General features: G+C 46.7%; 35 protein-coding genes. All 35 read left to right on the top strand.

The annotated features are described in order from the left end of the window. Positions 1–83: 83 nt before the first annotated feature. Positions 84–455, top strand: a complete 372-nt coding sequence (gene rpsL / locus K6T91_02885) for a 30S ribosomal protein S12 (GenBank protein MCL6471741.1) — start codon at positions 84–86, stop codon at positions 453–455. Between the two features lie 200 nt (positions 456–655). Next, positions 656–1,126, top strand: a complete 471-nt coding sequence (gene rpsG, locus K6T91_02880) for a 30S ribosomal protein S7 (protein ID MCL6471740.1) — start codon at positions 656–658, stop codon at positions 1,124–1,126. A gap of 164 nt (positions 1,127–1,290) precedes the next feature. After that, positions 1,291–3,393, top strand: a complete 2,103-nt coding sequence (gene fusA, locus K6T91_02875) for an elongation factor G (GenBank protein MCL6471739.1) — start codon at positions 1,291–1,293, stop codon at positions 3,391–3,393. A gap of 204 nt (positions 3,394–3,597) precedes the next feature. After that, complete coding sequence (gene tuf, locus K6T91_02870) at positions 3,598–4,785, top strand: elongation factor Tu (GenBank protein MCL6471738.1); 1,188 nt, start codon at positions 3,598–3,600, stop codon at positions 4,783–4,785. Positions 4,786–4,800: 15 nt separating this feature from the next. Continuing rightward, on the top strand, positions 4,801–5,109 hold the full coding sequence (rpsJ, locus tag K6T91_02865; GenBank protein ID MCL6471737.1) for a 30S ribosomal protein S10: 309 nt from the start codon (positions 4,801–4,803) through the stop codon (positions 5,107–5,109). A gap of 132 nt (positions 5,110–5,241) precedes the next feature. Further along, a complete protein-coding gene (gene rplC / locus K6T91_02860; GenBank protein ID MCL6471736.1) occupies positions 5,242–5,880 on the top strand; it encodes a 50S ribosomal protein L3 in 639 nt (212 codons plus the stop codon). Positions 5,881–5,882: 2 nt separating this feature from the next. Next, complete coding sequence (gene rplD, locus K6T91_02855; protein ID MCL6471735.1) at positions 5,883–6,506, top strand: 50S ribosomal protein L4; 624 nt, start codon at positions 5,883–5,885, stop codon at positions 6,504–6,506. Beyond that, positions 6,503–6,790, top strand: a complete 288-nt coding sequence (rplW, locus tag K6T91_02850) for a 50S ribosomal protein L23 (protein MCL6471734.1) — start codon at positions 6,503–6,505, stop codon at positions 6,788–6,790. Before rplD ends, rplW begins: the two co-directional genes overlap by 4 nt. Positions 6,791–6,941: 151 nt before the next feature. Then, entirely contained in the window at positions 6,942–7,766 is an 825-nt protein-coding gene (rplB, locus tag K6T91_02845) for a 50S ribosomal protein L2 (protein MCL6471733.1), read from the top strand. 141 nt (positions 7,767–7,907) lie between these two features. Then, on the top strand, positions 7,908–8,189 hold the full coding sequence (rpsS, locus tag K6T91_02840) for a 30S ribosomal protein S19 (GenBank protein ID MCL6471732.1): 282 nt from the start codon (positions 7,908–7,910) through the stop codon (positions 8,187–8,189). Between the two features lie 138 nt (positions 8,190–8,327). Then, positions 8,328–8,693: a 50S ribosomal protein L22 gene (gene rplV / locus K6T91_02835; GenBank protein MCL6471731.1), complete on the top strand. Its 366-nt coding sequence runs from the start codon at positions 8,328–8,330 to the stop codon at positions 8,691–8,693. Beyond that, positions 8,694–9,413 carry a 30S ribosomal protein S3 gene (rpsC, locus tag K6T91_02830; protein MCL6471730.1) on the top strand — a complete coding sequence of 240 codons (720 nt, stop codon included), beginning with the start codon at positions 8,694–8,696 and terminating at the stop codon, positions 9,411–9,413. It abuts the gene before it with no gap. 4 nt (positions 9,414–9,417) lie between these two features. Further along, positions 9,418–9,840, top strand: coding sequence for a 50S ribosomal protein L16 (rplP, locus tag K6T91_02825; protein ID MCL6471729.1), 423 nt, complete (start codon positions 9,418–9,420; stop codon positions 9,838–9,840). A 1-nt stretch (position 9,841) separates the two neighbouring features. Then, positions 9,842–10,054 (top strand): 50S ribosomal protein L29, encoded by a 213-nt coding sequence (rpmC, locus tag K6T91_02820; protein MCL6471728.1) that lies wholly within the window; start codon positions 9,842–9,844, stop codon positions 10,052–10,054. Positions 10,055–10,193: 139 nt separating this feature from the next. Further along, positions 10,194–10,451, top strand: coding sequence for a 30S ribosomal protein S17 (gene rpsQ, locus K6T91_02815; protein MCL6471727.1), 258 nt, complete (start codon positions 10,194–10,196; stop codon positions 10,449–10,451). A gap of 115 nt (positions 10,452–10,566) precedes the next feature. After that, positions 10,567–10,935: a 50S ribosomal protein L14 gene (gene rplN / locus K6T91_02810; protein MCL6471726.1), complete on the top strand. Its 369-nt coding sequence runs from the start codon at positions 10,567–10,569 to the stop codon at positions 10,933–10,935. Positions 10,936–10,949: 14 nt separating this feature from the next. Next, positions 10,950–11,303 carry a 50S ribosomal protein L24 gene (gene rplX, locus K6T91_02805; GenBank protein MCL6471725.1) on the top strand — a complete coding sequence of 118 codons (354 nt, stop codon included), beginning with the start codon at positions 10,950–10,952 and terminating at the stop codon, positions 11,301–11,303. A gap of 137 nt (positions 11,304–11,440) precedes the next feature. Next, positions 11,441–12,079: a 50S ribosomal protein L5 gene (gene rplE, locus K6T91_02800; GenBank protein MCL6471724.1), complete on the top strand. Its 639-nt coding sequence runs from the start codon at positions 11,441–11,443 to the stop codon at positions 12,077–12,079. A 90-nt stretch (positions 12,080–12,169) separates the two neighbouring features. Then, positions 12,170–12,355: a type Z 30S ribosomal protein S14 gene (locus tag K6T91_02795; GenBank protein MCL6471723.1), complete on the top strand. Its 186-nt coding sequence runs from the start codon at positions 12,170–12,172 to the stop codon at positions 12,353–12,355. A 115-nt stretch (positions 12,356–12,470) separates the two neighbouring features. Beyond that, the gene (rpsH, locus tag K6T91_02790; protein MCL6471722.1) at positions 12,471–12,869 is read left to right on the top strand and encodes a 30S ribosomal protein S8; all 399 of its coding nucleotides are present in this window, start codon (positions 12,471–12,473) and stop codon (positions 12,867–12,869) included. A 113-nt stretch (positions 12,870–12,982) separates the two neighbouring features. Next, positions 12,983–13,519 carry a 50S ribosomal protein L6 gene (gene rplF, locus K6T91_02785; protein ID MCL6471721.1) on the top strand — a complete coding sequence of 179 codons (537 nt, stop codon included), beginning with the start codon at positions 12,983–12,985 and terminating at the stop codon, positions 13,517–13,519. A 70-nt stretch (positions 13,520–13,589) separates the two neighbouring features. Next, positions 13,590–13,958 (top strand): 50S ribosomal protein L18, encoded by a 369-nt coding sequence (gene rplR, locus K6T91_02780; protein ID MCL6471720.1) that lies wholly within the window; start codon positions 13,590–13,592, stop codon positions 13,956–13,958. 18 nt (positions 13,959–13,976) lie between these two features. After that, positions 13,977–14,483: a 30S ribosomal protein S5 gene (gene rpsE, locus K6T91_02775; protein MCL6471719.1), complete on the top strand. Its 507-nt coding sequence runs from the start codon at positions 13,977–13,979 to the stop codon at positions 14,481–14,483. A gap of 21 nt (positions 14,484–14,504) precedes the next feature. Then, positions 14,505–14,687, top strand: coding sequence for a 50S ribosomal protein L30 (rpmD, locus tag K6T91_02770; GenBank protein ID MCL6471718.1), 183 nt, complete (start codon positions 14,505–14,507; stop codon positions 14,685–14,687). 96 nt (positions 14,688–14,783) lie between these two features. After that, the gene (gene rplO / locus K6T91_02765; GenBank protein MCL6471717.1) at positions 14,784–15,230 is read left to right on the top strand and encodes a 50S ribosomal protein L15; all 447 of its coding nucleotides are present in this window, start codon (positions 14,784–14,786) and stop codon (positions 15,228–15,230) included. Next, positions 15,227–16,480 carry a preprotein translocase subunit SecY gene (gene secY / locus K6T91_02760; protein MCL6471716.1) on the top strand — a complete coding sequence of 418 codons (1,254 nt, stop codon included), beginning with the start codon at positions 15,227–15,229 and terminating at the stop codon, positions 16,478–16,480. The genes rplO and secY overlap by 4 nt, the downstream gene beginning before the upstream one ends. Before the next feature lie 142 nt (positions 16,481–16,622). Then, entirely contained in the window at positions 16,623–17,276 is a 654-nt protein-coding gene (locus K6T91_02755; protein MCL6471715.1) for an adenylate kinase, read from the top strand. Positions 17,277–17,305: 29 nt separating this feature from the next. Continuing rightward, positions 17,306–18,052: a type I methionyl aminopeptidase gene (gene map, locus K6T91_02750; protein ID MCL6471714.1), complete on the top strand. Its 747-nt coding sequence runs from the start codon at positions 17,306–17,308 to the stop codon at positions 18,050–18,052. Positions 18,053–18,147: 95 nt separating this feature from the next. After that, entirely contained in the window at positions 18,148–18,369 is a 222-nt protein-coding gene (infA, locus tag K6T91_02745; protein ID MCL6471713.1) for a translation initiation factor IF-1, read from the top strand. Between the two features lie 118 nt (positions 18,370–18,487). Then, positions 18,488–18,601 (top strand): 50S ribosomal protein L36, encoded by a 114-nt coding sequence (gene rpmJ / locus K6T91_02740; GenBank protein MCL6471712.1) that lies wholly within the window; start codon positions 18,488–18,490, stop codon positions 18,599–18,601. 188 nt (positions 18,602–18,789) lie between these two features. Continuing rightward, positions 18,790–19,161, top strand: a complete 372-nt coding sequence (gene rpsM, locus K6T91_02735; protein ID MCL6471711.1) for a 30S ribosomal protein S13 — start codon at positions 18,790–18,792, stop codon at positions 19,159–19,161. A 52-nt stretch (positions 19,162–19,213) separates the two neighbouring features. Next, a complete protein-coding gene (gene rpsK / locus K6T91_02730; GenBank protein ID MCL6471710.1) occupies positions 19,214–19,609 on the top strand; it encodes a 30S ribosomal protein S11 in 396 nt (131 codons plus the stop codon). A gap of 3 nt (positions 19,610–19,612) precedes the next feature. Then, positions 19,613–20,230, top strand: coding sequence for a 30S ribosomal protein S4 (gene rpsD / locus K6T91_02725; GenBank protein MCL6471709.1), 618 nt, complete (start codon positions 19,613–19,615; stop codon positions 20,228–20,230). A 168-nt stretch (positions 20,231–20,398) separates the two neighbouring features. Next, a complete protein-coding gene (locus K6T91_02720) occupies positions 20,399–21,328 on the top strand; it encodes a DNA-directed RNA polymerase subunit alpha (protein MCL6471708.1) in 930 nt (309 codons plus the stop codon). A gap of 18 nt (positions 21,329–21,346) precedes the next feature. Further along, complete coding sequence (rplQ, locus tag K6T91_02715; GenBank protein ID MCL6471707.1) at positions 21,347–21,697, top strand: 50S ribosomal protein L17; 351 nt, start codon at positions 21,347–21,349, stop codon at positions 21,695–21,697. The last annotated feature ends 42 nt before the right edge of the window (positions 21,698–21,739 follow it).

Genomic DNA, 21,739 nt, shown 5'->3' with positions numbered 1-21,739 from the left:
AGTAGTCAGTATTCAGCTATCAGCTTTAAAAAGCTGATAGCTGACAATTAATAGCTTGATACAAACAAGAAGGAGTGTAATCTTTGCCGACAATCAGCCAGTTGGTCAAAAAAGGCAGAAAAGAGAAGCCCAGTAAAACGGCGACGCCTGCATTGCAGGGTGCACCGCAAAGAAGAGGGGTTTGTACCCGAGTTTATACTACTACGCCGAAGAAGCCTAACTCGGCCTTACGGAAAGTAGCCAGGGTGCGTTTAACTAACGGAATGGAGGTTACCGCCTATATTCCGGGAATCGGCCACAACCTTCAGGAGCACTCGATAGTGCTCGTTCGTGGAGGCCGTGTTAAGGACCTGCCAGGTGTGCGCTATAAAATTATCAGGGCTGCTCTGGATGCGGCGGGCGTAGCCGATCGCAAGCAGGCTCGCTCTAAATATGGCGCAAAAGCAAGTAAGTAGGTGCTGCGTTTTTGCAGTGTCCTGCTGTGCTGTAGAATATTGGGTCGAGAAGTGCCAAGGTGCCAAAGTCAAGGGGATAAATAGAGTTATCAATGCAAGGAGCATGTGATATAGCCGAAGGCCGTAAGGCCGCAGCTCTGAGCGAAGTCGAATGGAACGTGGCACTCTCAGTATTATTTGATTATTAGTTGGAGGAAAAAATGCCAAGAAAAGGACCAGTTCCAAAGCGGGAAATAACGCCCGATCCGGTCTACAATAATAAGCTTGTTGCCCAGTTGATCAACGCAGTTTTGAGAAAGGGCAAGAAGGGCATTGCTGAAAAGGCGGTTTATGAGGCCTTTGATATCATAAGAGAAAAAACCGGATCTGATCCGTTGGCGGTTTATCGCAAAGCAATGGATAATATAAGGCCAGTGCTTGAGGTGCGGCCTCGCAGGGTTGGCGGTGCGACGTATCAGGTTCCAGTTGAGGTACCTAGCCACAGGGCCACAACCCTGGCGCTTCGCTGGTTGACTGGGTTTTCCCGCGAGCGTAAGGAGAAGAGGATGTCCGAGAGGTTGGCTGCGGAGATTATGGACGCAGCAAATGGTGTAGGAGCTTCTATAAAGAAGAGAGAAGATCTTCAGAAGATGGCCGAAGCCAACCGTGCTTTTGCTCATTACCGCTGGTAGTGTCTAGAAACTTGAGATTAGGTGTACGGGTCTAGAGAGTGAGTTTCTAGGGTATTTAAGTGATTGTTGGAGATATAAGTTTAAGGTTTAAGTGTTGATTTTCTAGTAGGGCCGAGGGCCTGATATAGTTTGTAGTGTTTAGATTGGAAGGATTCAAAAATAATATGGCTGACAGATTTCCATTGGAGAAAATAAGAAATATTGGAATAATGGCGCATATCGATGCCGGTAAAACTACTACTACTGAGCGTATACTTTACTATGCCGGCCGGACGCATAAGATCGGCGAGGTTCATGAGGGCACGGCCGTCATGGACTGGATGATTCAGGAGCAGGAGCGGGGTATTACAATTACATCTGCCGCTACTACCTGTTATTGGAACGGCTACAGGATAAATATTATAGATACGCCAGGGCACGTGGACTTTACTGTAGAGGTAGAACGCTCTCTTCGCGTGCTTGATGGCGCTGTGGCAGTCTTTTGCGCAGTTGGAGGCGTTGAGCCTCAGTCGGAAACCGTTTGGCGTCAAGCAGATACATATCGCGTTCCAAGAATCGCTTATATTAACAAGATGGACAGAACCGGTGCAGATTTCTTTAACGCGATGCAGATGATGGTGGATCGCCTGGGTGCCAAGCCGGTTGCATTGCAGATTCCTATAGGAAGCGAAGATAGCTTCACAGGTATTATCGATCTAATTGACATGGAGGCTTTAATTTATACAGATGAGCTGGGCACAACCATTGAGGAGCGTGGGATTCCGGCGGAGTACCAGGAGCAGGCTGAAGAATACCGCCAGCGCATGATTGAGACTGCGGCCGAATACGATGAAGAGCTCCTCATTAAATACCTTGAAGGCGAGGAGCTAACAAGAGATGAGATCGTAAGGGCGCTGCGTAAAGCTACCCTTGATGTGGCAATCACTCCGGTGCTTTGCGGCGCATCCTTTAAGAATAAGGGTGTTCAGCCGTTACTTGATGCAATAAACGAATTTCTGCCATCTCCGCTGGACGTACCTCCGGTTGAGGGAAGAGTTCCAGGGAAGGAAGATGAGGTTATCACGCGTGAGGCATCTGACGAAGAGCCATTTACCGCACTTGCCTTTAAGATTATGGTTGATCCATATGTAGGCAAACTCACTTTCTTTAGGGTTTACTCGGGGGTTCTTAAGGCTGGTGAAGCAGTACTTAATGTATCTACCGGCAGAAAAGAGAGGATCGGCAGAATTCTGCAAATGCACGCTAACCACCGTGAAGAAAGAGACGAGGTTCGCACAGGTGATATCGTTGCTGCGGTTGGTTTGAAGCAGGTTACAACCGGAGATACGCTAAGCGATCCAAACCATCCGATCCAGCTCGAATCGATGATATTCCCAGAACCGGTTATCTCAGTCGCCATCGAGCCAAAAACGAAGGCCGATCAAGAGAAACTCTCTGGCGCGCTTGCAAAGTTGGCGGAAGAGGATCCGACGTTTAAGGTCAAGATTGATGAAGAAACGGGCCAGACGATTATATCGGGCATGGGTGAGCTTCATCTTGAGATCATTACTGATAGGCTTATGCGTGAGTTTAAGGTTCAGGCAAATGTGGGGCGTCCGCAAGTATCTTACCGGGAGACTATAAAGAAGTCAGTCAAGGATGTCCAGGGACGCTACGTAAGGCAGACTGGTGGCCGGGGTCAGTACGGTCATGTTGTTATTGATATCGAGCCGAATCCAGCAGGCGGCTACGAATTTGTTGATGCAATTGTCGGTGGAAAAATACCGAAAGAGTATATCCCTGCTATTGATAAGGGGATTCAAGAGGCGATGACAGCCGGAGTAATGGCTGGATATCCGGTTGTTGATATAAAAGTGACGCTTCATGAGGGTTCATACCATCCGGTAGACTCGTCTGAGCTGGCGTTTAAAATCGCGGGCTCTATGGCGTTTAAAGATGGCATGAAGAAAGCAAGCCCTGTACTGCTTGAGCCCATCATGGCTGTAGAAGTAGTTGTTCCTGAGGAGTATATGGGCGATGTGATGGGCGATTTGAGCTCACGTCGCGGACATATAATTGGTATGGAGCCAAGGGCTGGAGCCCAGGTTATCAGGGCTGATGTTCCGCTTGCGGAAATGTTCGGCTACGCAACTGACTTAAGATCGAGGACGCAAGGTCGAGCAACTTATACGATGCAGTTTAAGCAGTATAGTGAGCTACCACCAAGCCTTGCCAGTGAGATTGTAAGTAAAGCCCAGGGCGAGTGGTCGATAGCTGCAGGAAGCTAGCTAGAAACTAGAGACTTGAGACTAGAGACTAGATGTGAAGGTCTAGAGTGTGGGTTACAAGATAAGAGACTCAAGAAGATGGTTACCCTAGTTTCTAGTTAGGCCGATAGGGCCGGTCTAGTATCTAGAAAGCTTTTGACTATAGATTTTAGGTGCAAATTATTAAAAAATAAGAAAGTTAAATCTTTTAGGGAGGAAAAACATATGGCCAAAGCTAAGTTTGAGCGCACAAAACCCCACATGAATATCGGAACCATCGGTCACGTAGACCATGGCAAAACAACCTTGACTGCAGCTATCACCAAGGTATTAGCAGAGAAGGGACAGGCCGAATTCAGATCCTTTGATTCAATCGATAACGCCCCAGAAGAGAGGGAGAGGGGCATCACAATTGCAATTGCTCACGTCGAGTATGAAACAGAGAGCCGCCACTATGCACACGTAGACTGCCCAGGGCACGCTGACTACGTAAAGAACATGATAACCGGTGCTGCCCAGATGGATGGCGCAATCCTGGTTGTCTCTGCAGCAGACGGGCCGATGCCACAGACCAGGGAGCATATCCTTCTGGCAAGACAGGTCGGTGTTCCCTACATCGTAGTCTTCTTAAACAAAGTAGATATGGTAGATGACCCTGAACTCTTGGAACTTGTCGAGATGGAGGTAAGAGATCTACTTAACGAATACGAGTTCCCAGGGGATGAAATCCCAATTGTTAAGGGCTCTGCTCTAAAAGCTCTAGAGGGAGACCCAGAGGCAGCAAAGTCTATCATTGAGCTTATGGATGCGGTAGACTCCTATATCCCAACCCCTGAGCGGGATATAGACAAACCATTTTTGATGCCGATTGAGGACGTATTTACCATTACCGGTCGCGGAACTGTTGTTACCGGAAGGGTCGAGCGTGGCAAGATCAAGGTTGGCGAAGAGGTAGAGATAGTTGGAATCGCACCTGAGATTAAAAAGACCGTTGTAACAGGCCTTGAGATGTTTAGGAAACTCTTAGATGAGGCCCAGGCTGGAGACAACGTTGGAGTTCTTTTAAGGGGTATCGGCAGGGACGAGGTAGAGCGTGGCCAGGTTCTTGCCCAGCCAAAGTCTATCACCCCTCACACCAACTTCAAAGCCCAGGTCTATGTTCTAACAAAAGAGGAAGGCGGCCGCCACACCCCCTTCTTTAACGGCTACCGCCCGCAGTTTTACTTCAGAACAACTGACGTAACCGGGGTAGCAAACCTGCCTGAGGGCACTGAGATGGTTATGCCGGGAGACAATGTAGAGCTAACCGTTGAGCTTATCACCTCTATTGCAATGGAGGAAGGACTGCGCTTTGCTATCAGGGAAGGCGGCAGAACTGTTGGTGCGGGAAGGATTACAAGCATTATTAAGTAATTGTGTGGAGGAAGCATGGCAACACAGAAAATTCGTATCAGGCTAAAAGCCTACGATCATGAGGTTGTCGATCAATCGGCGAAGAAAATTGTTGATACGGCGCAGAGAACCGGGGCTCGGGTCGCGGGACCGATTCCTCTACCAACAGAGAGAAGCCTTTATACGGTAATTAGGTCTCCGCATGTCAACAAGGACTCGCGTGAGCACTTCCAGATGAGGACTCACAAGAGGCTGATCGATATACTAGATCCAACGCCTAAAACGGTTGACTCGCTAATGAGGCTGGATCTTCCGGCTGGCGTTGATATAGAGATAAAACTTTAAAGGGGCTAGAAGCCAGGGGCCAGAAGATTTTACCTTGGCACCTGGATTCTAAGGCCAATGTTTAGGTAATTGCCCAATTAATTGGGTGAGAAGTAGTAGCACGAATGGATAATTATTGGTGCGAGGTAAAAGATGAAGGCATTATTAGGAAAGAAACTTGGCATGACGCAGGTATTTAGCGATGACGATCGCTTGATACCAGTAACCGTTGTTGAGGTTGGTCCTTGCGTTGTGACTCAGGTAAAAACAAGAGAAAACGATGGCTACTCGGCAATCCAGATCGGATTCGAAGATATTGAGGATAGGAAGGTAACTAAGCCACTAAAGGGCCACTTTGCAAAGTCAAAGGTATCGCCAAAGCGTTATCTGGCCGAGGTCAGAGTTGATGACCCGTCTGAATACAAGCCGAGTGATACGCTTACCGCAGAGATATTTACAGCCGGCGAGAAAGTTGACGTCGTTGGCATCTCGAAGGGTAAAGGCTTTCAGGGTGTAATGAAAAGGCATGGCTTTGGCGGAGGGCCTGGTGGGCACGGTTCCCACTTTCACAGGGCTCCTGGTTCAATTGGTGCCGCCGCGTTTCCGGCTCGTGTTCCAAAAGGAAGACGCATGGCAGGGCACATGGGAAGCGATAGGGTTACCAGCATGAATCTAGAAATTGTAAAAGTCGATCCTGAGCAAAATATTATGTTGCTCAAGGGGGCTGTACCCGGTGCAAAGGGTAGCTTGATTATGGTTAAAGAATCTAGCAAGGCAAAGAAGAAGGGGTAACGGTGAAGATACCAGTTCGAAATAGAGAGGGCAAAACCGTAGAGGAGATCGACGTTAGTCCCGAAGTCTTTGAGGTAGAACCTAATGAGGCTGTTGTTCATCAGGTCATCAGGGCACAGCTAGCTGCGGCTAGAAGGGGAACCGCAAAGACTAAGACCAGGGCTGAAGTCAGGGGCGGCGGCAAGAAGCCCTGGCGCCAGAAAGGTACCGGCAGGGCTCGAATTGGAAGCATCCGAGCACCTCACTGGACCGGTGGTGGTACCGTTTTTGGCCCTATTCCACGGGATTACTCATTTAATGTTCCGAAGAAAATGCGCCGTTTGGCCTTGAAGTCGATACTGTCATCGAAGGCTAAAGATGGTCGCTTAGTTGTCATTGATGATTTTGGCTTGACTGAGCCAAAGACAAAAGAAGTTGTTAAGATATTTAAGAATCTTAATGTAGATAAGAAAGTCACTGTTGTAGTTGGCGAGGATCAAGATACCGCGGTAAAGTCAGTACGCAACCTTGATAGTGCAAGGGTTATCTACAGCTCCGAGATAAATGCGTACGATCTGTTAGATAACGAATACTTGGTTATGACTCGTGCGGCTCTTAATGCAGTAGAGGAGGGTCTGTCCAAATGAAGGATCCAAGAGATGTAATAATTCGCCCAGTAATCTCTGAGAAGAGCTACGCTCAAATGGATTACGGCAAGTACACCTTCGAGGTTGCGCCAGAAGCTAGAAAAGAAGAAATCAAGAATGCAGTTGAGAAGATATTCAAGGTTCATGTGACAGCGGTCAATACGCTTAAAGTTCGTGGCAAGCGCAAGCGCCAGGGATATACTTCTGGTAGAACTCGCGGTTGGAAAAAGGCGATCGTGACTCTTCGCGAGGGAGAACGTATTGAGATGTTCGAAGCTAGATAGCTTTGAGTATCTGCCAAGGTCTTGAAATGCAAAGTGCCAAAGTTTAAAAGATTTTTAACATTCGTACTTTGTGCAAACATCGAGACATTAGTGCAAAAGAATATGCCAACTGACAGGCGATAAGCGTCAGTTATAAAGAGGAGAGAAACGGATGGGAATCAAAAAATTTAAGCCGACATCAGCCGGAAGAAGGTTTCAGACGGTATCCGATTTCCAAGAGATAACAAAAAAGGAGCCTGAAAAGAGTCTGACTGTTGCGCTAAACAAGAAGTCTGGTCGCAATAACAATGGCCGTATCACAACCCGCCACCAGGGAGGCGGTCATAAACGCCGTTATCGCTTGATAGACTTCAAGCGCAACAAATATGGCATTCCAGGAAGGGTTGATTCGATCGAGTACGACCCGAATCGGTCTGCCAGAATTGCGTTAATCCAGTACGCTGACGGCGAGAAAAGATATATTCTGGCTCCAATCGATCTCAAGGTAGGAAATACGATCATGTCTGGGCCAGATGCTGATATCAGGGTTGGCAACGCGTTGCCTTTAAGGAGGATTCCTTTGGGCACGGTTGTTCACAATATCGAGCTTACTCCAGGTAAGGGTGGCCAGATGGCAAGGTCGGCAGGTACATCAGCTCAAGTTATGGCAAAAGAGGGTAACTACGCCCATTTGAGGTTGCCGTCTGGTGAGGTACGGATGGTTCACCTTGATTGTTATGCTACGGTAGGGCAGGTTGGAAATGCGGAGCATGAACTTATTTCAATCGGAAAAGCAGGCCGTAGCCGTTGGCTTGGTAAAAGACCTGCTGTACGAGGTACAGCCATGAACCCGGTCGATCATCCTCATGGTGGCGGAGAAGGTAAAGCAACACCGGGTCGCCATCCGGTTACTCCTTGGGGAAAACCGACATTGGGTTATCGTACGAGAGGCAAAAAGCCATCTGATAAATATATAGTTAAACCTCGTAAGAGATAATAAACGTTTGAAGAAACGTTAAGCTTTGAGAGAAATTACGGTGCAGACCATCAGCCGTCAGCAATCAGCGGTCAGCATAGGTAAATCAATACTGATAGCTGAAGGCTGATAGCTGATAGCTAAGAGATTGGAGGCTGAAAAGTGGGAAGGTCGCTTAAAAAGGGACCCTTTGTAGAGCCAAAACTTCTTGGGAAAATCCAGGAAATGAACAAAAGAAATGAGAAAAGAGTTATTAAGACCTGGTCCAGGGCTTCAACTATCTTTCCGGAGATGGTCGGGCATACTATTGCCGTTCATGACGGGCGCCGGCATGTACCGGTCTATATTACGGAAAGTATGGTTGGACATAAGCTTGGCGAGTTTGCGCCAACAAGGACTTTTAGAGGCCATGCAGGCCAGGAGAAATCATCAAGAGTAAGATAATCTAGAAACTTGAGACTAGAAACTAGAAACTAGATGAAGGTCTAGAGTGTGGGTTAAAGGATAAGAGATCTAGTCTCTAGTTTCTGGTCAGGTGCAAAGCAATGGTCTAGTTTCTAGTATCTAGACAGGAGGTTAAAGATGGCTAAGACGGCAAAAAATGCGGGTGCTTCTGCAAGGGCCGTTGCAAAATATGTCAGGATATCGCCGCTGAAGGCCCAGCAGGTTATAAATCTTATTCGGGGCAAAGATGCTGAAGAAGCTGTTGCACTATTAAGGTTTACGCCAAAGGCCGCCGCAAGGATAATAACCAAGGTTCTAAACTCGGCTATTGCGAATGCTGAGAAGAACCTGCATATCAGCCGCAATAGGCTTTATGTGTCAGAAGCGTATGTAGATCAGGGTCCAACGTTAAAAAGGATTAGGCCGAGGGCTATGGGTCGTGCATACCGTATTAGGAAGAGAACTAGTCACATTACCGTAGTTGTTACGGAGAAGGAGGGTTAAATGGGGCAAAAAGTCCATCCTCGGGGACTTAGAGTCGGCATTATAGAGAACTGGCGGTCCCGCTGGTTTGTAAGCAAAGGCTTCGATAAAGTTCTCGGCGAGGATATTAAGATAAGAAATATTCTTGAGCGTAAGCTTGCGCGAGCTGCAATATCAAAGATTGAGATCGAGCGCGCAGGAGATCGTGTGAAAGTTGATATCTTCACAGCCAGACCCGGTATCGTAATTGGAAAACGTGGGGCCGAAGTAGAGATTCTGCGCGGAGAGCTGGAGAAAATGACCGGCAAACAGGTGCAGATTAATATCGAAGAAGTAAAAAGACCAGAACTTGATGCAACACTGGTTGCGCAAAGTATTGCTGAACAGCTTGAAGCACGTGTTGGTTTCAGGCGCGCTATGAAAAAGGCTGTCACTCAAGCCATGAAGAGTGGCGCTCAGGGAATCAAGGTTCAGTGTGCAGGTCGCTTGGGTGGCGCTGAGATGGCCCGTACTGAATGGTATCGCGAAGGACGTGTGCCCTTACACACGCTTCGTGCTAATATCGATTACGGTTTTGCTGAGGCTTTAACTACGTTCGGGCGTATTGGAGTGAAGGTCTGGATTTACAAAGGCGACGTTCTACCCGGGCAGTATGTCACCGAGCAGGCAGCCGCGCCGAAGCCGAGGTCTGAAAGACCGAAAAAACCTAAGAAAGCAGCTTCGGCTAAGGAGGGAGCATAGGCAAATGCTTTTACCAAAAAGGGTTAAACATAGAAAGCAACAAAGAGGCAGGATGAAAGGCCGTGCTAAAGGCGGCAACAAGATAAACTTCGGCGATTATGGATTACAGGCGCTTGAGCCGGGATGGATAACCAATCGCCAAATTGAGGCAGCTCGTGTTGCTATGACTCGCCATATTAAAAGGGGCGGTAAAGTCTGGATTACTATTTTTCCAGATAAACCGGTAACTGAGAAACCTGCCGAGACTCGTATGGGTAGCGGTAAAGGCTCCCCAGAACACTGGGTTGCGGTTATTAAGCCGGGCAGGGTTATGTTTGAGATAGCCGGTGTTGCAGAGCCGGTTGCACGAGAAGCAATCAGGCTGGCAAGCCACAAGCTACCTGTAAAGTGCAGGTTTGTAACTAGAGAAGAGCTGGGTGGTGAATAGCATGAAGGCTGAAAAGCTTAGAGACCTAACTGATGATGAATTGGAATCCAAAATGAGAGAAGCAAAGGCCGAACTGTTTAATCTTCGCTTTCAGCTGGCTACCGGACAGCTTGACAATCCAAAGAGGATTAAAGAAATCAAGAAAGATATAGCGCGCATACAGACTGTGCGCAGGGAAAGAGAAATTGAGGCCAAGATAGCTTCTAGTAGCTAGTAGCTAGAAACTAGAAACTAGAAGTGAGGGTCTAGAGTGTAGATTTAAAAGATAAAGATTCAAGAAGATGGTTTTATCTAGTTTCTAGTTAGGACCGGTAGGTCCGGTCTAGTTTCTAGTATCTAGACGGGGGGTTTAGATGGAGGAGAGAGGACGCCGCAAAATTAGAGTTGGTAAGGTTGTAAGCGATGCAATGGACAAGACAGTAACAGTAGCTGTTGAGTCGCTTGTAAGGCATCCGCTCTATAAAAAAGCGGTAAAAAGAACAAAGAAGTTTAAAGCGCATGATGAGGCAAATGAGGCTAGAGTTGGTGATACCGTACAAATTGCCGAGACTAGACCGCTTAGCAAGACTAAGAGATGGCGTGTGGTTGAAATCTTAGAGCGGGCAAAATAACGGTCAGAAGTCGGAATCTAAGGTTCAAAAGCAGGGGATTTAATAATCCGATAATCTATTTTCTGATTACCGACTTTCTGATTACTGACTACTGGAAGAAGAAAGGAAATCAAGGATGATCCAACAGCAGTCAAGATTAAAAGTTGCTGATAATACAGGAGCGAGGGAAATCCTTTGTATCAGGGTTCTGGGTGGCTCGAGGCGTCGTTACGCTTCAGTCGGCGATACCATTGTCGGTGCTGTTAAAGAGGCAATCCCGGGAGGTACTGTCAAAAAAGGCGATGTTGTAAAAGCGGTAGTTATCAGGACAAAGCAGCCTATTGGTAGAAATGATGGCTCTTATGTGAGGTTTGATGACAATGCGGCCGTTATCATCAGGGATGATGGCAATCCGAGAGGAACCCGTATATTTGGTCCCGTAGCCAGGGAGCTTAGGGATAAAAACTTTATGAAAATTGTTTCATTGGCTCCGGAAGTATTGTAGGAGGAAAATTTAAGATGCCCAAGTCATCTATAACGAGAGAAGTGCCAAAACTATCGATTAAAAAAGGCGATAGAGTTGAGGTTATTGCCGGTAAAGATAAAGGCAAGAAAGGCAAGGTTCTTGTTGTCCAACCTAAAAAGGGCAGAGTTGTAGTCGAAGGCATAAATATGGTTAAGCGCCATATGCGCCCGACTCAGAAAGTCCCTCAGGGGGGCATTCAGGAGAGGGAAGCACCAATTCACGTATCCAACGTGCAGGTGATTTGTCCTGGCTGTGGACAGCCAACAAGGATTGGACACAGGATAACAGAGTCCGGCGTAAAGGTTAGGGTGTGCCGGAAATGCGAAGGTGACATTGATAAAGCATAGACTAGAGACTAGAGACTAGATGTGAAGGTCTAGAGTGAGGGTTATAAGATAAGAGATTTAAGAAGATGGTTTTATCTAGCCTCTAGTTAGGACTGGTGGATCCGGTCTAGTTTCTAGTATCTAGACGGGAGGTATAAATGGCAGACACAAAAACAAAAAAGGGAAAAGAGGAAAAGGCTCCCAAAGCCGCCAGGGTTGAAACAGCCGTCAAACCTTCTGGTGGAGCTAAAATCACTCCCAGGCTTAAAGAGGCTTATAGAAAAGAGATCTTGCCTGCTTTGATGAAGGAGTTTGGCTATAAGAACCCCATGCAGGTGCCAAAGATTGAGAAGATTGTTCTTAACATGGGCGTAGGAGAGGCTACACAGAATGCGAAAGCACTTGATGGTGCAATGGATGACCTTGCTATTATAAGCGGTCAGAAGCCTATTGTCCGCAGAGCTAAGAAGTCCATTGCCGGATTTAAGCTTCGTGCCAATATGCCGGTTGGCACAAAAGTAACGCTCAGGGGAGACAGGATGTATGAGTTTTTGGATAGGTTGCTTTCGACTGCGCTTCCAAGGATCAGAGACTTTCGTGGACTTAGCCCGAAGTCTTTTGACGGACGTGGGAATTACTCGTTTGGCGTAACCGAGCAGCTTATTTTCCCGGAGATAGATTACGACAAAATCGACAAGATTCGCGGTATGGATATCACGATTGTAACTACGGCAAATACCAACGAGGAAGGCCGTGCACTTCTAAGGCATTTTGGCTTCCCGTTTAGAGAAAGATAGGTCAAGGGTTCAGGGACTGGGGTCCAGGAGCCAGGGACTATATGATTGATTACAAGTGAGCATTAATCATAGAGATAGGTTGGAGGTTAAATGGCGAAGAAATCGATGATCGCAAAACAGGGGCGGAAGCCGAAGTATAAGACCCGTGCTTATCATCGCTGTTCAAGGTGCGGAAGACCGCGCGGTTATTTCCGCAAGTTCGGGCTCTGCCGTATCTGCTTAAGAGAACTTGCACATCGGGGTGAGATCCCGGGTGTTACAAAGGCCAGTTGGTAGAATTATTAGATAGTTTTAAGTCAATGCCGGCATGCTAACTGTTATCTTAAGGCAGAGGATTGAGGCAACAGGTGTTAGATGCTAGCGGCTAATGACTTGATAAGGAGGAAGCGTTATGACGATGACTGACCCTATTGCGGATATGCTGACGCGCATCCGAAATGCAAACAGGGCCTTTCATGAGGTAGTTGATATACCCGCTTCAAAGCTTAAAGAGGAGCTAGCGAAGATATTAAAAGAAGAGGGCTATATAAGGGATTATCAAATTATCCAGGAGAATGGCTTTCCTGTAATTAGGGTTAAGATGAGCTACGGTTCAAATAAGGAGCGCTCAATAACCGGTATTAAAAGAATAAGCAAACCGGGGCTTAGAATCTATGCAAAAAAAGATGAGATTCCAAGGGTGCTTGGAGGACTTGGTATTGCAATTATATCGACATCTAAGGGTGTTATGACCGGCCGTGAGGCCAAAAAAGCCGGCCTGGGTGGAGAGGTTATCTGTTACGTGTGGTAATAGTTTAAGGCTCAGGGTCTAGGGCCAGGGTAAGGCTAGGGCGTGCACGGCAGGAACACCTAGTTTTATCGGAAGTATAAACCGTTAGCTAAGTGCTAAATTGGAGGTAAAAAGTGTCAAGAATTGGTAAAATGCCGATCAACGTACCACCGGGCGTTGAGGTAACTATAGAGCCAACTGAAGTTAAAGTTAAAGGTCCGAAGGGTCAACTGTCAGAAAAAGTGCCGTATGGTATCAAGGTAGTGAAAGAGGACAACCAGATATTGGTCCAAAGGCAGTCTGACAGTAAACTTCACCGATCGCTTCATGGGCTGACCAGGACTCTTATTTCAAATATGGTTATAGGAGTAAGTCAGGGTTTCACAAAGTCCCTGGAAATCGTTGGTGTCGGCTATAGGGCTACTAAGAAAGGCAACGATCTGGAGCTTGCTATGGGATACTCGCATCCAGTTGTTATAAAACAGGTAGAAGGAATCGAGTTTGAGGTTCCTGCTCCGACGAAGATAATAGTCAAAGGTGCTAACAAGCAGCTTGTAGGCGAGGTTGCGGCAAATATCCGCGGCGTGCGCCCGCCAGAGCCCTATAAGGGCAAGGGCATTAAATACGAGGGTGAGTACATCAGAAGGAAGGTTGGAAAGACAGCTAAATAATTAGGATAATTAGGGTCCAGGGACTGGGGTCCCAGGGACCAGGGTTGAGATAAAAATTTGGAGGAAGACAATGGGGAAGACAGCGGAAGAAAAGATTGCCAGGTTAAGAAGACATCGCAGGGTGCGCAAGCATGTATTCGGCACGGCTGCGAGGCCACGTCTGGCTGTTTTTCGCAGCACCAACCATATATATGCTCAATTAATCGATGATACTAAGGGAGTGACTTTAGCAAGCGCATCGACTCTTGATCCCGAGATTAAGTCACAGATTTCAAGTGGCGGCAACATCGAGGCTGCGAAAAAAGTTGGAGAGCTCATAGCTAAAAGAGCTCTAGAGAAAAATATTGACCAGGTTGTTTTCGACAGAGGTGGATTCCTGTATCATGGGCGCGTGAAGGCCTTAGCTGATGCGGCTCGTGAGGCAGGCTTAAAATTTTAAAAGATTAGGGGGAAACGCGTGAGCAAGAGAATTAATCCGGAAGAGCTCGAACTCGAGGAAAAAGTAGTAAGCATAAATAGGGTTGCAAAGGTAGTGAAAGGTGGGCGTAGGTTTAGCTTAAGCGCTCTGGTTGTCGTCGGCGACCGCAATGGGCATGTCGGTATCGGTTTTGGCAAAGGCGCGGAAGTGCCGATTGCGATTTCCAAGGGCGTCCAGGATGCAAAGAAGAACCTGTTTTATGTTCCCCTTTCCGGATCAACCATTCCACATGAGGTTATCGGTGAATATGGTGCTGGTCGCGTGCTTTTAAAGCCAGCCTCAGAAGGTACCGGGGTTATCGCAGGAGGCCCTGTGCGAGCAATCCTCGAGCTTGCCGGTGTAAGAGATATATTGACAAAATCTTTAGGCAGCCAGAACCCAATTAATATGCTGAGGGCGACAGTTGAGGGATTGAAATTACTCAAGACCCCAGAAGATGTTGCCCGTCTCCGCGGAAAAACCGTTGAGCAAATATTGGGCAAGTAGAGCTGGTTAGGAGGTAGCGAGTTGGCTAAACTCAGGATAAAGCAGGTCAGAAGCGGTATTGGTCGTAGTGAGAAGCAAAAGAAAACCTTAAGAGCGCTCGGCCTGAAGAGAATTAGAGATGTTGTTGAACAAGAAGATAGACCTGAAATTCGTGGTATGATATCAAAGGTCAGTCATCTTGTTGAGGTTGAGGAAGTTAAGTAGTCATACTTTGGAACTGAAAGCTGGTATTAAACTTTTAGTGCATTTATAATAGATTGGGTTTTATTTTAGGTCGGCTTTTCAAGGAGGATAGATTTAATGCGATTAAGCGAGCTGTCACCCGCACCGGGTGCTGTTAAAAAAAGAAAAAGGGTTGGCAGAGGGCCAGGCTCTGGGCACGGCAAGACTGCTACGCGTGGGATGAAGGGTCAAAAATCCCGTTCTGGCGGTGGCAAGGGTCCTGGGTTTGAAGGTGGTCAGACCCCTATATACAGAAGACTACCAAAGCTTCCGGGTTTTAAAAATCCGTTTAAAAAGGTCTATGAGCTGGTTAATGTCGATCAGCTAAACATATTCGACAAGGGCAGTGTTGTTGACCCTCAAGCACTGCAGCAGGCCGGGTTGATTAGAAAGGCAACTATGCCGGTTAAGGTATTAGGCCGTGGTGAGTTGGATAGGGATCTAACCGTAAAAGCACATCATTTTAGCGGTTCTGCAGTAAAAAAAATCGAAGCAGCTGGCGGAAAGGTAGAGAGTCTTAAATGATCGAAGCAATTGGAAACGCGTTTAAGGTACCGGATCTAAAACGTCGCATTATTTTTACACTTGCAATGATCACCATTTACCGGTTAGGTGCTCACGTTCCAGTCCCATTTGTTGATATAAAAGCGTTAAAGGACCTCTTCGAACAAACACCACTTTTAGGATTTATAGACCTGTTTGCAGGCGGTGCCTTATCGCAGTTTGCAATATTTGCACTGGGAATAATGCCGTATATTACAGCCTCTATTATCCTGCAGCTTTTAACAATTGTTATTCCTACGCTTGGGCAATGGGCAAAAGAGGGAGAGACTGGCCAGCGTAAAATCACTCAGTGGACGCGTTACTTGACTCTCGTCCTGGGACTTGTTGAGTCGATAGGCTTGACATTGTTCTTCGGTAGGCAGATAGGCGCACAGTTTACCTTCGTGCAGAGCGGGTTGATAGTCCTTACGCTCGTCGCGGGTACTGCCTTGATAATGTGGTTGGGTGAGCTTATAACTCAGCGCGGTATCGGCAACGGTATGTCGCTTCTAATTTTTGCAAGTATTATCGCTCGCTTCCCGCAGGCTACGTTTCAGACTGAGCAGACGGGCGGTGTTGTAACAGTTATTGCGCTGATAGTTATTCTGCTTGCGATTGTTGTTTCAATCATTGTTGTTGAAAAAGCACAAAGAAGGATTCCGGTGCAGTATGCAAAGCGTGTAGTTGGGCGCAAGGTATATAGTGGTCAGAGCACTTATATCCCATTGAAAGTTAACTCGGCAGGCGTTATCCCGATTATCTTTGCGTCTTCGGTGCTGCTATTTCCAGCAACGCTTTTGCAATTTTTCCCTGGAGCATTTTCCAGGACGATTAGCAATTGGCTTGATCCAAGCGGAGCTCTTTATTTAAGTCTTTATGCGCTTTTGGTAATCTTCTTCACGTACTTTTACACAGCTATTATTTTTAACCCGATCGATATATCGGATAACATGAAGAAATACGGCGGCTTTATTCCGGGTGTTCGACCGGGTAAACCAACAGCAGGTTACTTAGATAGGGTACTTACCAGGATTACCCTACCGGGTTCGATCTTTTTGGCGCTTATTGCAGTTCTCCCGCAGATTCTAGGGAAAGTGTTCAATATTCCGTTCTTCCGGGGCGGAAACTTTGGCGGTACATCGCTACTTATTATGGTCGGTGTAGCGCTTGAAACCATGAGGCAGATTGAGTCACAGCTTCTCATGAGGCATTATGAGGGATTTTTGAAATAGCAATCAGTTATCAGTAATCAGCTGTTATCATGCGGGCTGGGATTGCTGGTTAAAGATTATAATTTGAGAATGTAAAGCTGAGAGCTGACTGCTAATAGCTGGCAGCTCTCAAATGAGAGGTTTTAAGAGAAAGGAGCAAAAGGTGAACGTTATTCTGTTAGGTCCTCCCGGAGCTGGGAAAGGAACACAGGCAGAGGGTATTGTTAAAAAGTTTGGACTAGTCCATATCTCAACCGGTGACATGCTTCGTGCAGCGGTCAAAGCCGGTACCGAAATGGGTCTTAAGGCTCAGGAGTACATGAGCGCAGGCGCGCTTGTGCCGGATGAAGTTGTTATTGGAATTGTGCGCGACCGCATTGCCGAGCCAGATGTTACCGAAAAGGGCTTTTTACTGGATGGATTTCCACGCACCGTTGTACAGGCCGAAGAGCTAGATAAAGTGTTAGCCTCCATGGGCAGGAGTATTGATGCAGTTATTAATATCGTTGTTCCTGACGAGGAATTGCTCAATAGGCTGACCGGAAGACGTATATGTAAGTCCTGCCAGAAGCCGTATCATGTGATGTTTAAACCGCCAAAAACCGACGGTATCTGTGATGACTGTGGTGGTGAGCTCTACCAAAGAGCCGACGATACCGTCGAGACAGTAAAGAACCGTCTGGATGTATATCACAGCCAGACTGCGCCGCTTATCGATTATTACAAAGACAAGGGCATTATTATTGATATTGATGGCACCAAGAAGGTTGAAGAGGTATTTGCAGATATCGAAAACGCTCTTAAAGCAAAGGTATAGTTATTCTCTGCCGATGACGAGGCGAGAGCATGATAATCCGTAAAAGCAAGGACGAGATAGCTACTATGCGGCATGCCGGTCGCATAGTAGCCCAGGCCTTGGAGCTCATTGAAAGCAAGATAAGACCGGGAATTGAAACGATTGCCCTGGATCAAATAGCTGAGGATTTCATACGTAAATCCAAAGCAAGGCCGGCTTTTAAGGGGTACAAAGGTTTCCCAGCCTCTATATGCGCGTCACCGAATGAGGTTGTGGTTCATGGGATACCCAGCCACAGGAAGCTAAAGGAAGGCGATATTATCAGTATCGATATCGGTGTTGAGTACAATGGGTATTATGGTGATGCAGCAGCTACCTATCCGGTGGGTGAAGTGTCTGAGGAGGCAAAACGCCTGATCGAGGTTACCAAACTGGCTCTCAATAAGGGTATCGAGAAATGTGTCGAAGGAAACTACCTGTATGATATATCATACGCGATACAGAGCACTGCAGAGGCGGCTGGTTACTCTGTTGTAAGAGAGTTTGTGGGTCATGGTATCGGTAGGCAGATGCACGAAGACCCACAAATCCCAAATTTCGGGCTTCCGGGCCGTGGCCCGAAGATAAAATCTGGGATGGTTTTTGCGATAGAGCCGATGGTAAATATTGGTGGTTTCAAGGTCAATATTTTACCAGATCACTGGACAGTGGTTACTGCGGACCGTAGCTTATCAGCCCATTTCGAGCATACCGTTGCAGTTACCGAGAAAGGGCCTGAGATATTAACGGTTGTATAGACGTCTGGATTAAATTTTGTTATAATCTGGTTTTGTGGTTCTAAGAGTTGAGGCCGTTTAGGCGTTATGAGCAGGACCCATACGGAGGAATGGTAGTGCCCAAAAAAGAGGAAGCCATAGAGGTTGAAGGTACAGTAATAGAACCTTTGCCTAACGCCATGTTCAGGGTTGAATTAGATAACGGACATAAGGTTTTGGCCCATATTTCTGGTAAGATGCGCATGCATTACATTCGGATATTACCAGGAGATAGGGTTGTTGTAGAACTATCGCCTTATGATTTAACCAGAGGCCGTATTGTTTATAGATTCAAGTAAATTTTGAACACAAATTTCGAAAGATGGATTATCGATAAATGTTATAGCGCAGGGCTCTAGCCCTGCCGGGTAGCTGGCCCGATTATCGGGCGGTAAAAAAGATTATTGGTGAGGGACAATGAAGGTAAAACCATCAGTAAAGCGTATATGTGAAAAGTGTAAAATCATAAGAAGACATGGAAGGGTGCTCGTAATTTGCGAGAATCCTCGCCATAAGCAGCGCCAGGGATAATTTATGCCACCTTGGTGGCATAAATTCGAGAATCGAAAATAGAAAATCGAAAATCGATTGAATTATCGAGGGAAAAGTTAGAAAGTGAAAATCTTTGTTGGCTCTAGGCATTTTCGATTCGGTCGATTCTCGATTCTCGATTTTCGGTGTTTTACAGAATGTTTTGTTAGTCAGAGGAGGGTAAAGTTTTGGCACGTATATCCGGTGTAGACCTACCGAGAGATAAAAGGGTAGAGATCGGCCTTACTTATATCTACGGCATTGGTCTTTCAAAAGCGCGAGAGATATTGCAGGCAACAGGAGTAAATCCTGACACGCGAGTTCGCAACTTAACCGAAGAGGAAATCGTAAAGCTTAGGGATTATATCGATAAGAATCTTAAGGTAGAGGGCGATCTGCGAAGAGAAGTGTCTCAGAACATCAAGCGTCTCATGGAGATAGGATGTTACCGCGGCTTGAGACACCGCAGGGGTCTTCCAGTCCGTGGCCAGCGAACTCACACTAATGCACGCACGAGAAAGGGGCCGCGCAGGACTGTAGGTGCGAAGCGCAAAAAGTAAACTTTATTTAAAATAAATCTAACGATTTAGTATCGAAGGAGGTAACAGCTGTTTGGCTAAGAAGAAAGTCACAGGCAGAGTGAAGCGCAGGGAACGCAAGAATGTTGTTCACGGAGCTGCCCATATACAGAGTACTTTTAACAATACGATTATTACAATTACCGATCAGCAAGGCAACACGATAGCTTGGGAAAGTGCCGGTACCTCGGGCTTTAAAGGCTCCCGCAAAAGTACGCCGTTTGCGGCACAGGTTGCGGCAGAGGCTTGCGCAAAAAAAGCCCAGGAGCACGGGATGAAAAGAGTAGATGTCTATGTTAAAGGTCCGGGAGCAGGACGTGAGACCGCTATAAGGACATTGCAGGCAAACGGTCTTGAGGTAGCAGGTATCACCGATGTTACTCCGGTGCCGCATAATGGCTGTCGCCCAAGGAAAAGGAGAAGGGTGTAAGCTATGGCAAGATATACAGGACCTGTTTGCAAGCTATGCAGAAGAGAAGCACAGAAGCTTTTCTTAAAAGGAGATAAGTGCTTAACTGATAAGTGTCCGGTTGAAAGGCGACCATATCCGCCTGGGGAGCACGGCCGAAGCCGTCACAAGGAATCAGAATACTACATGCAGTTGCGTGAAAAGCAGAAAGCAAAGCGTATATATGGTGTGCTCGAGAAGCAATTCAGAAATTATTACCAGTTGGCGGCAAAGAAAAAAGGAGTCACCGGAGAGAATCTTTTGCAAATACTAGAAAGCCGGCTAGACAATGTTATATATAGAATTGGTTTTGCCCCGTCAAGGGCACAATCAAGGCAGGAAGTCCGCCATGGGCACATTAAGGTTAACGGCAGAAGAGTGGATATCCCGTCCTTCCGGGTAAAACCAGGCGATATTATTACCGTGGCTGGAGATATCGCGCGAATTAAGGAAGCGGCCGAGTCGGCAAATAAAGCCGCAATCCCGCCGTGGCTCGATGTTGATGCGGCTAACTTGACCGCAAAGGTTGTCGGTATTCCATCGCGAGAAGATATCGACATACCGGTTCAAGAAAAAATGATCGTTGAGCTCTATTCGAAATAATATTAATTGGCTGTCAGCTTTCAACCATCAGCCTAAAGAATATACGAAGAAGGTCCTGTGGTCTCGAAAGCTGGCAGTAAATTAAGCAGTCAAAGTGAGGCAATGATTTATTAAAAGCTGAAAGCTGACTGCTAATAGCTGATAGCTAATAAGGGGAGGAATATATTAATGTTAGATATCCGTAAGCCTGCCATCTCCATAGAGGAACGACGAAACAATACAGCTTTGTTTAAAGTCGAACCCCTGGAGAGAGGCTTCGGTTACACTTTGGGTAACTCTATGAGGAGGGTTTTACTCTCATCTTTGCCGGGTGCGGCCATAACGTCGGTAAAGATTGCACGTGTGGCTCATGAATTTAGCACCATTAAAGGCGTTAAGGAAGACGTGACCGATATTATCCTTAATCTTAAAGAGGTTGTCTTAAGGCTTCACGGTGAAGAGCCGGCGACCCTAAGGCTTAACGTTAAGGGCCCAAAGACCGTTACGGCTGCAGATATAGAATATCCGGCTGATGTGGAAATTATAAATCCAGACCAGCATATCGCTACCGTAAACGAGGATGGTAAGCTTGAGATAGAGATGACAGTTGAGGCAGGCCGTGGGTATGTCTCTGCGGAGCGCAATAAACGATCCTCGGATACAATCGGAGTCATTCCTATCGATTCCATATTTAGCCCTATAAAAAATGTGACTTATTCGGTTGAGAACACACGCGTTGGGCAGAGAACCGATTTTGACAGGCTGATTCTTGAAGTTACGACAAACGGTGCTATTACGCCTTTTGAAGCTGTAAGCATTGGTGCAAAAATAATCAACGATCATATGGGGCTATTCATGGAGCAGGCAAGCGAGTTTGCTTCGACTCCGGTTTTTGTGTCCGATGCTAGCGAGCGCGATAAGGCCCTTGACTCACCGATAGAAGACCTTGAGCTCTCAGTTCGTTCTTATAACTGCTTAAAGCGAGAGGGTATTAATACCGTGCAGCAACTGGTTGAGCAAACCGAGAGCGATTTAATGAAGATAAGAAACTTTGGCGCCAAGTCAATTGAGGAAGTTAAAGACAAGTTGCATCAACTTGGGCTTTCGCTTAAATCTTAAGTATAGTAGGAGACAGTAATGAGGCACCAAAAGAGAGGCAGAAAATTAGGTACAAGTGCCAGCCATAGGAAGGCAATTTTAGGGGGATTGGCTCGTCAGGTTATTTTGCACGAGAAAGTCCGGACGACAGAGGCAAAAGCGAAAGAGCTAAGGCCGGTGGTCGAGAAAATCATCACCCTTGGCAAAAGAGGCGACCTCCATGCAAGAAGGCAAGCTTTAGCAGTTCTTCGCGACAGAGAGGTAGTCCACAAACTTTTTGCCGAAGTTGCCCCTCGTTTTGCCGACCGCGATGGCGGCTATACGAGAATACTAAAACTCGGACCCCGTCAGGGTGATGCCGCACCTATGGCTATGATCGAGCTGGTTTAGCAGCAGGTAGTTCATGGGTTGTAATTCAAATATGCTATTGTA

Source organism: Bacillota bacterium (assembly GCA_023511485.1).
Taxonomy (GTDB): domain Bacteria; phylum Actinomycetota; class Aquicultoria; order Aquicultorales; family Aquicultoraceae; genus CADDYS01.
Note: the sequence above shows the minus strand (reverse complement) of the source record. Positions and strands in the feature narration are given on the sequence as shown.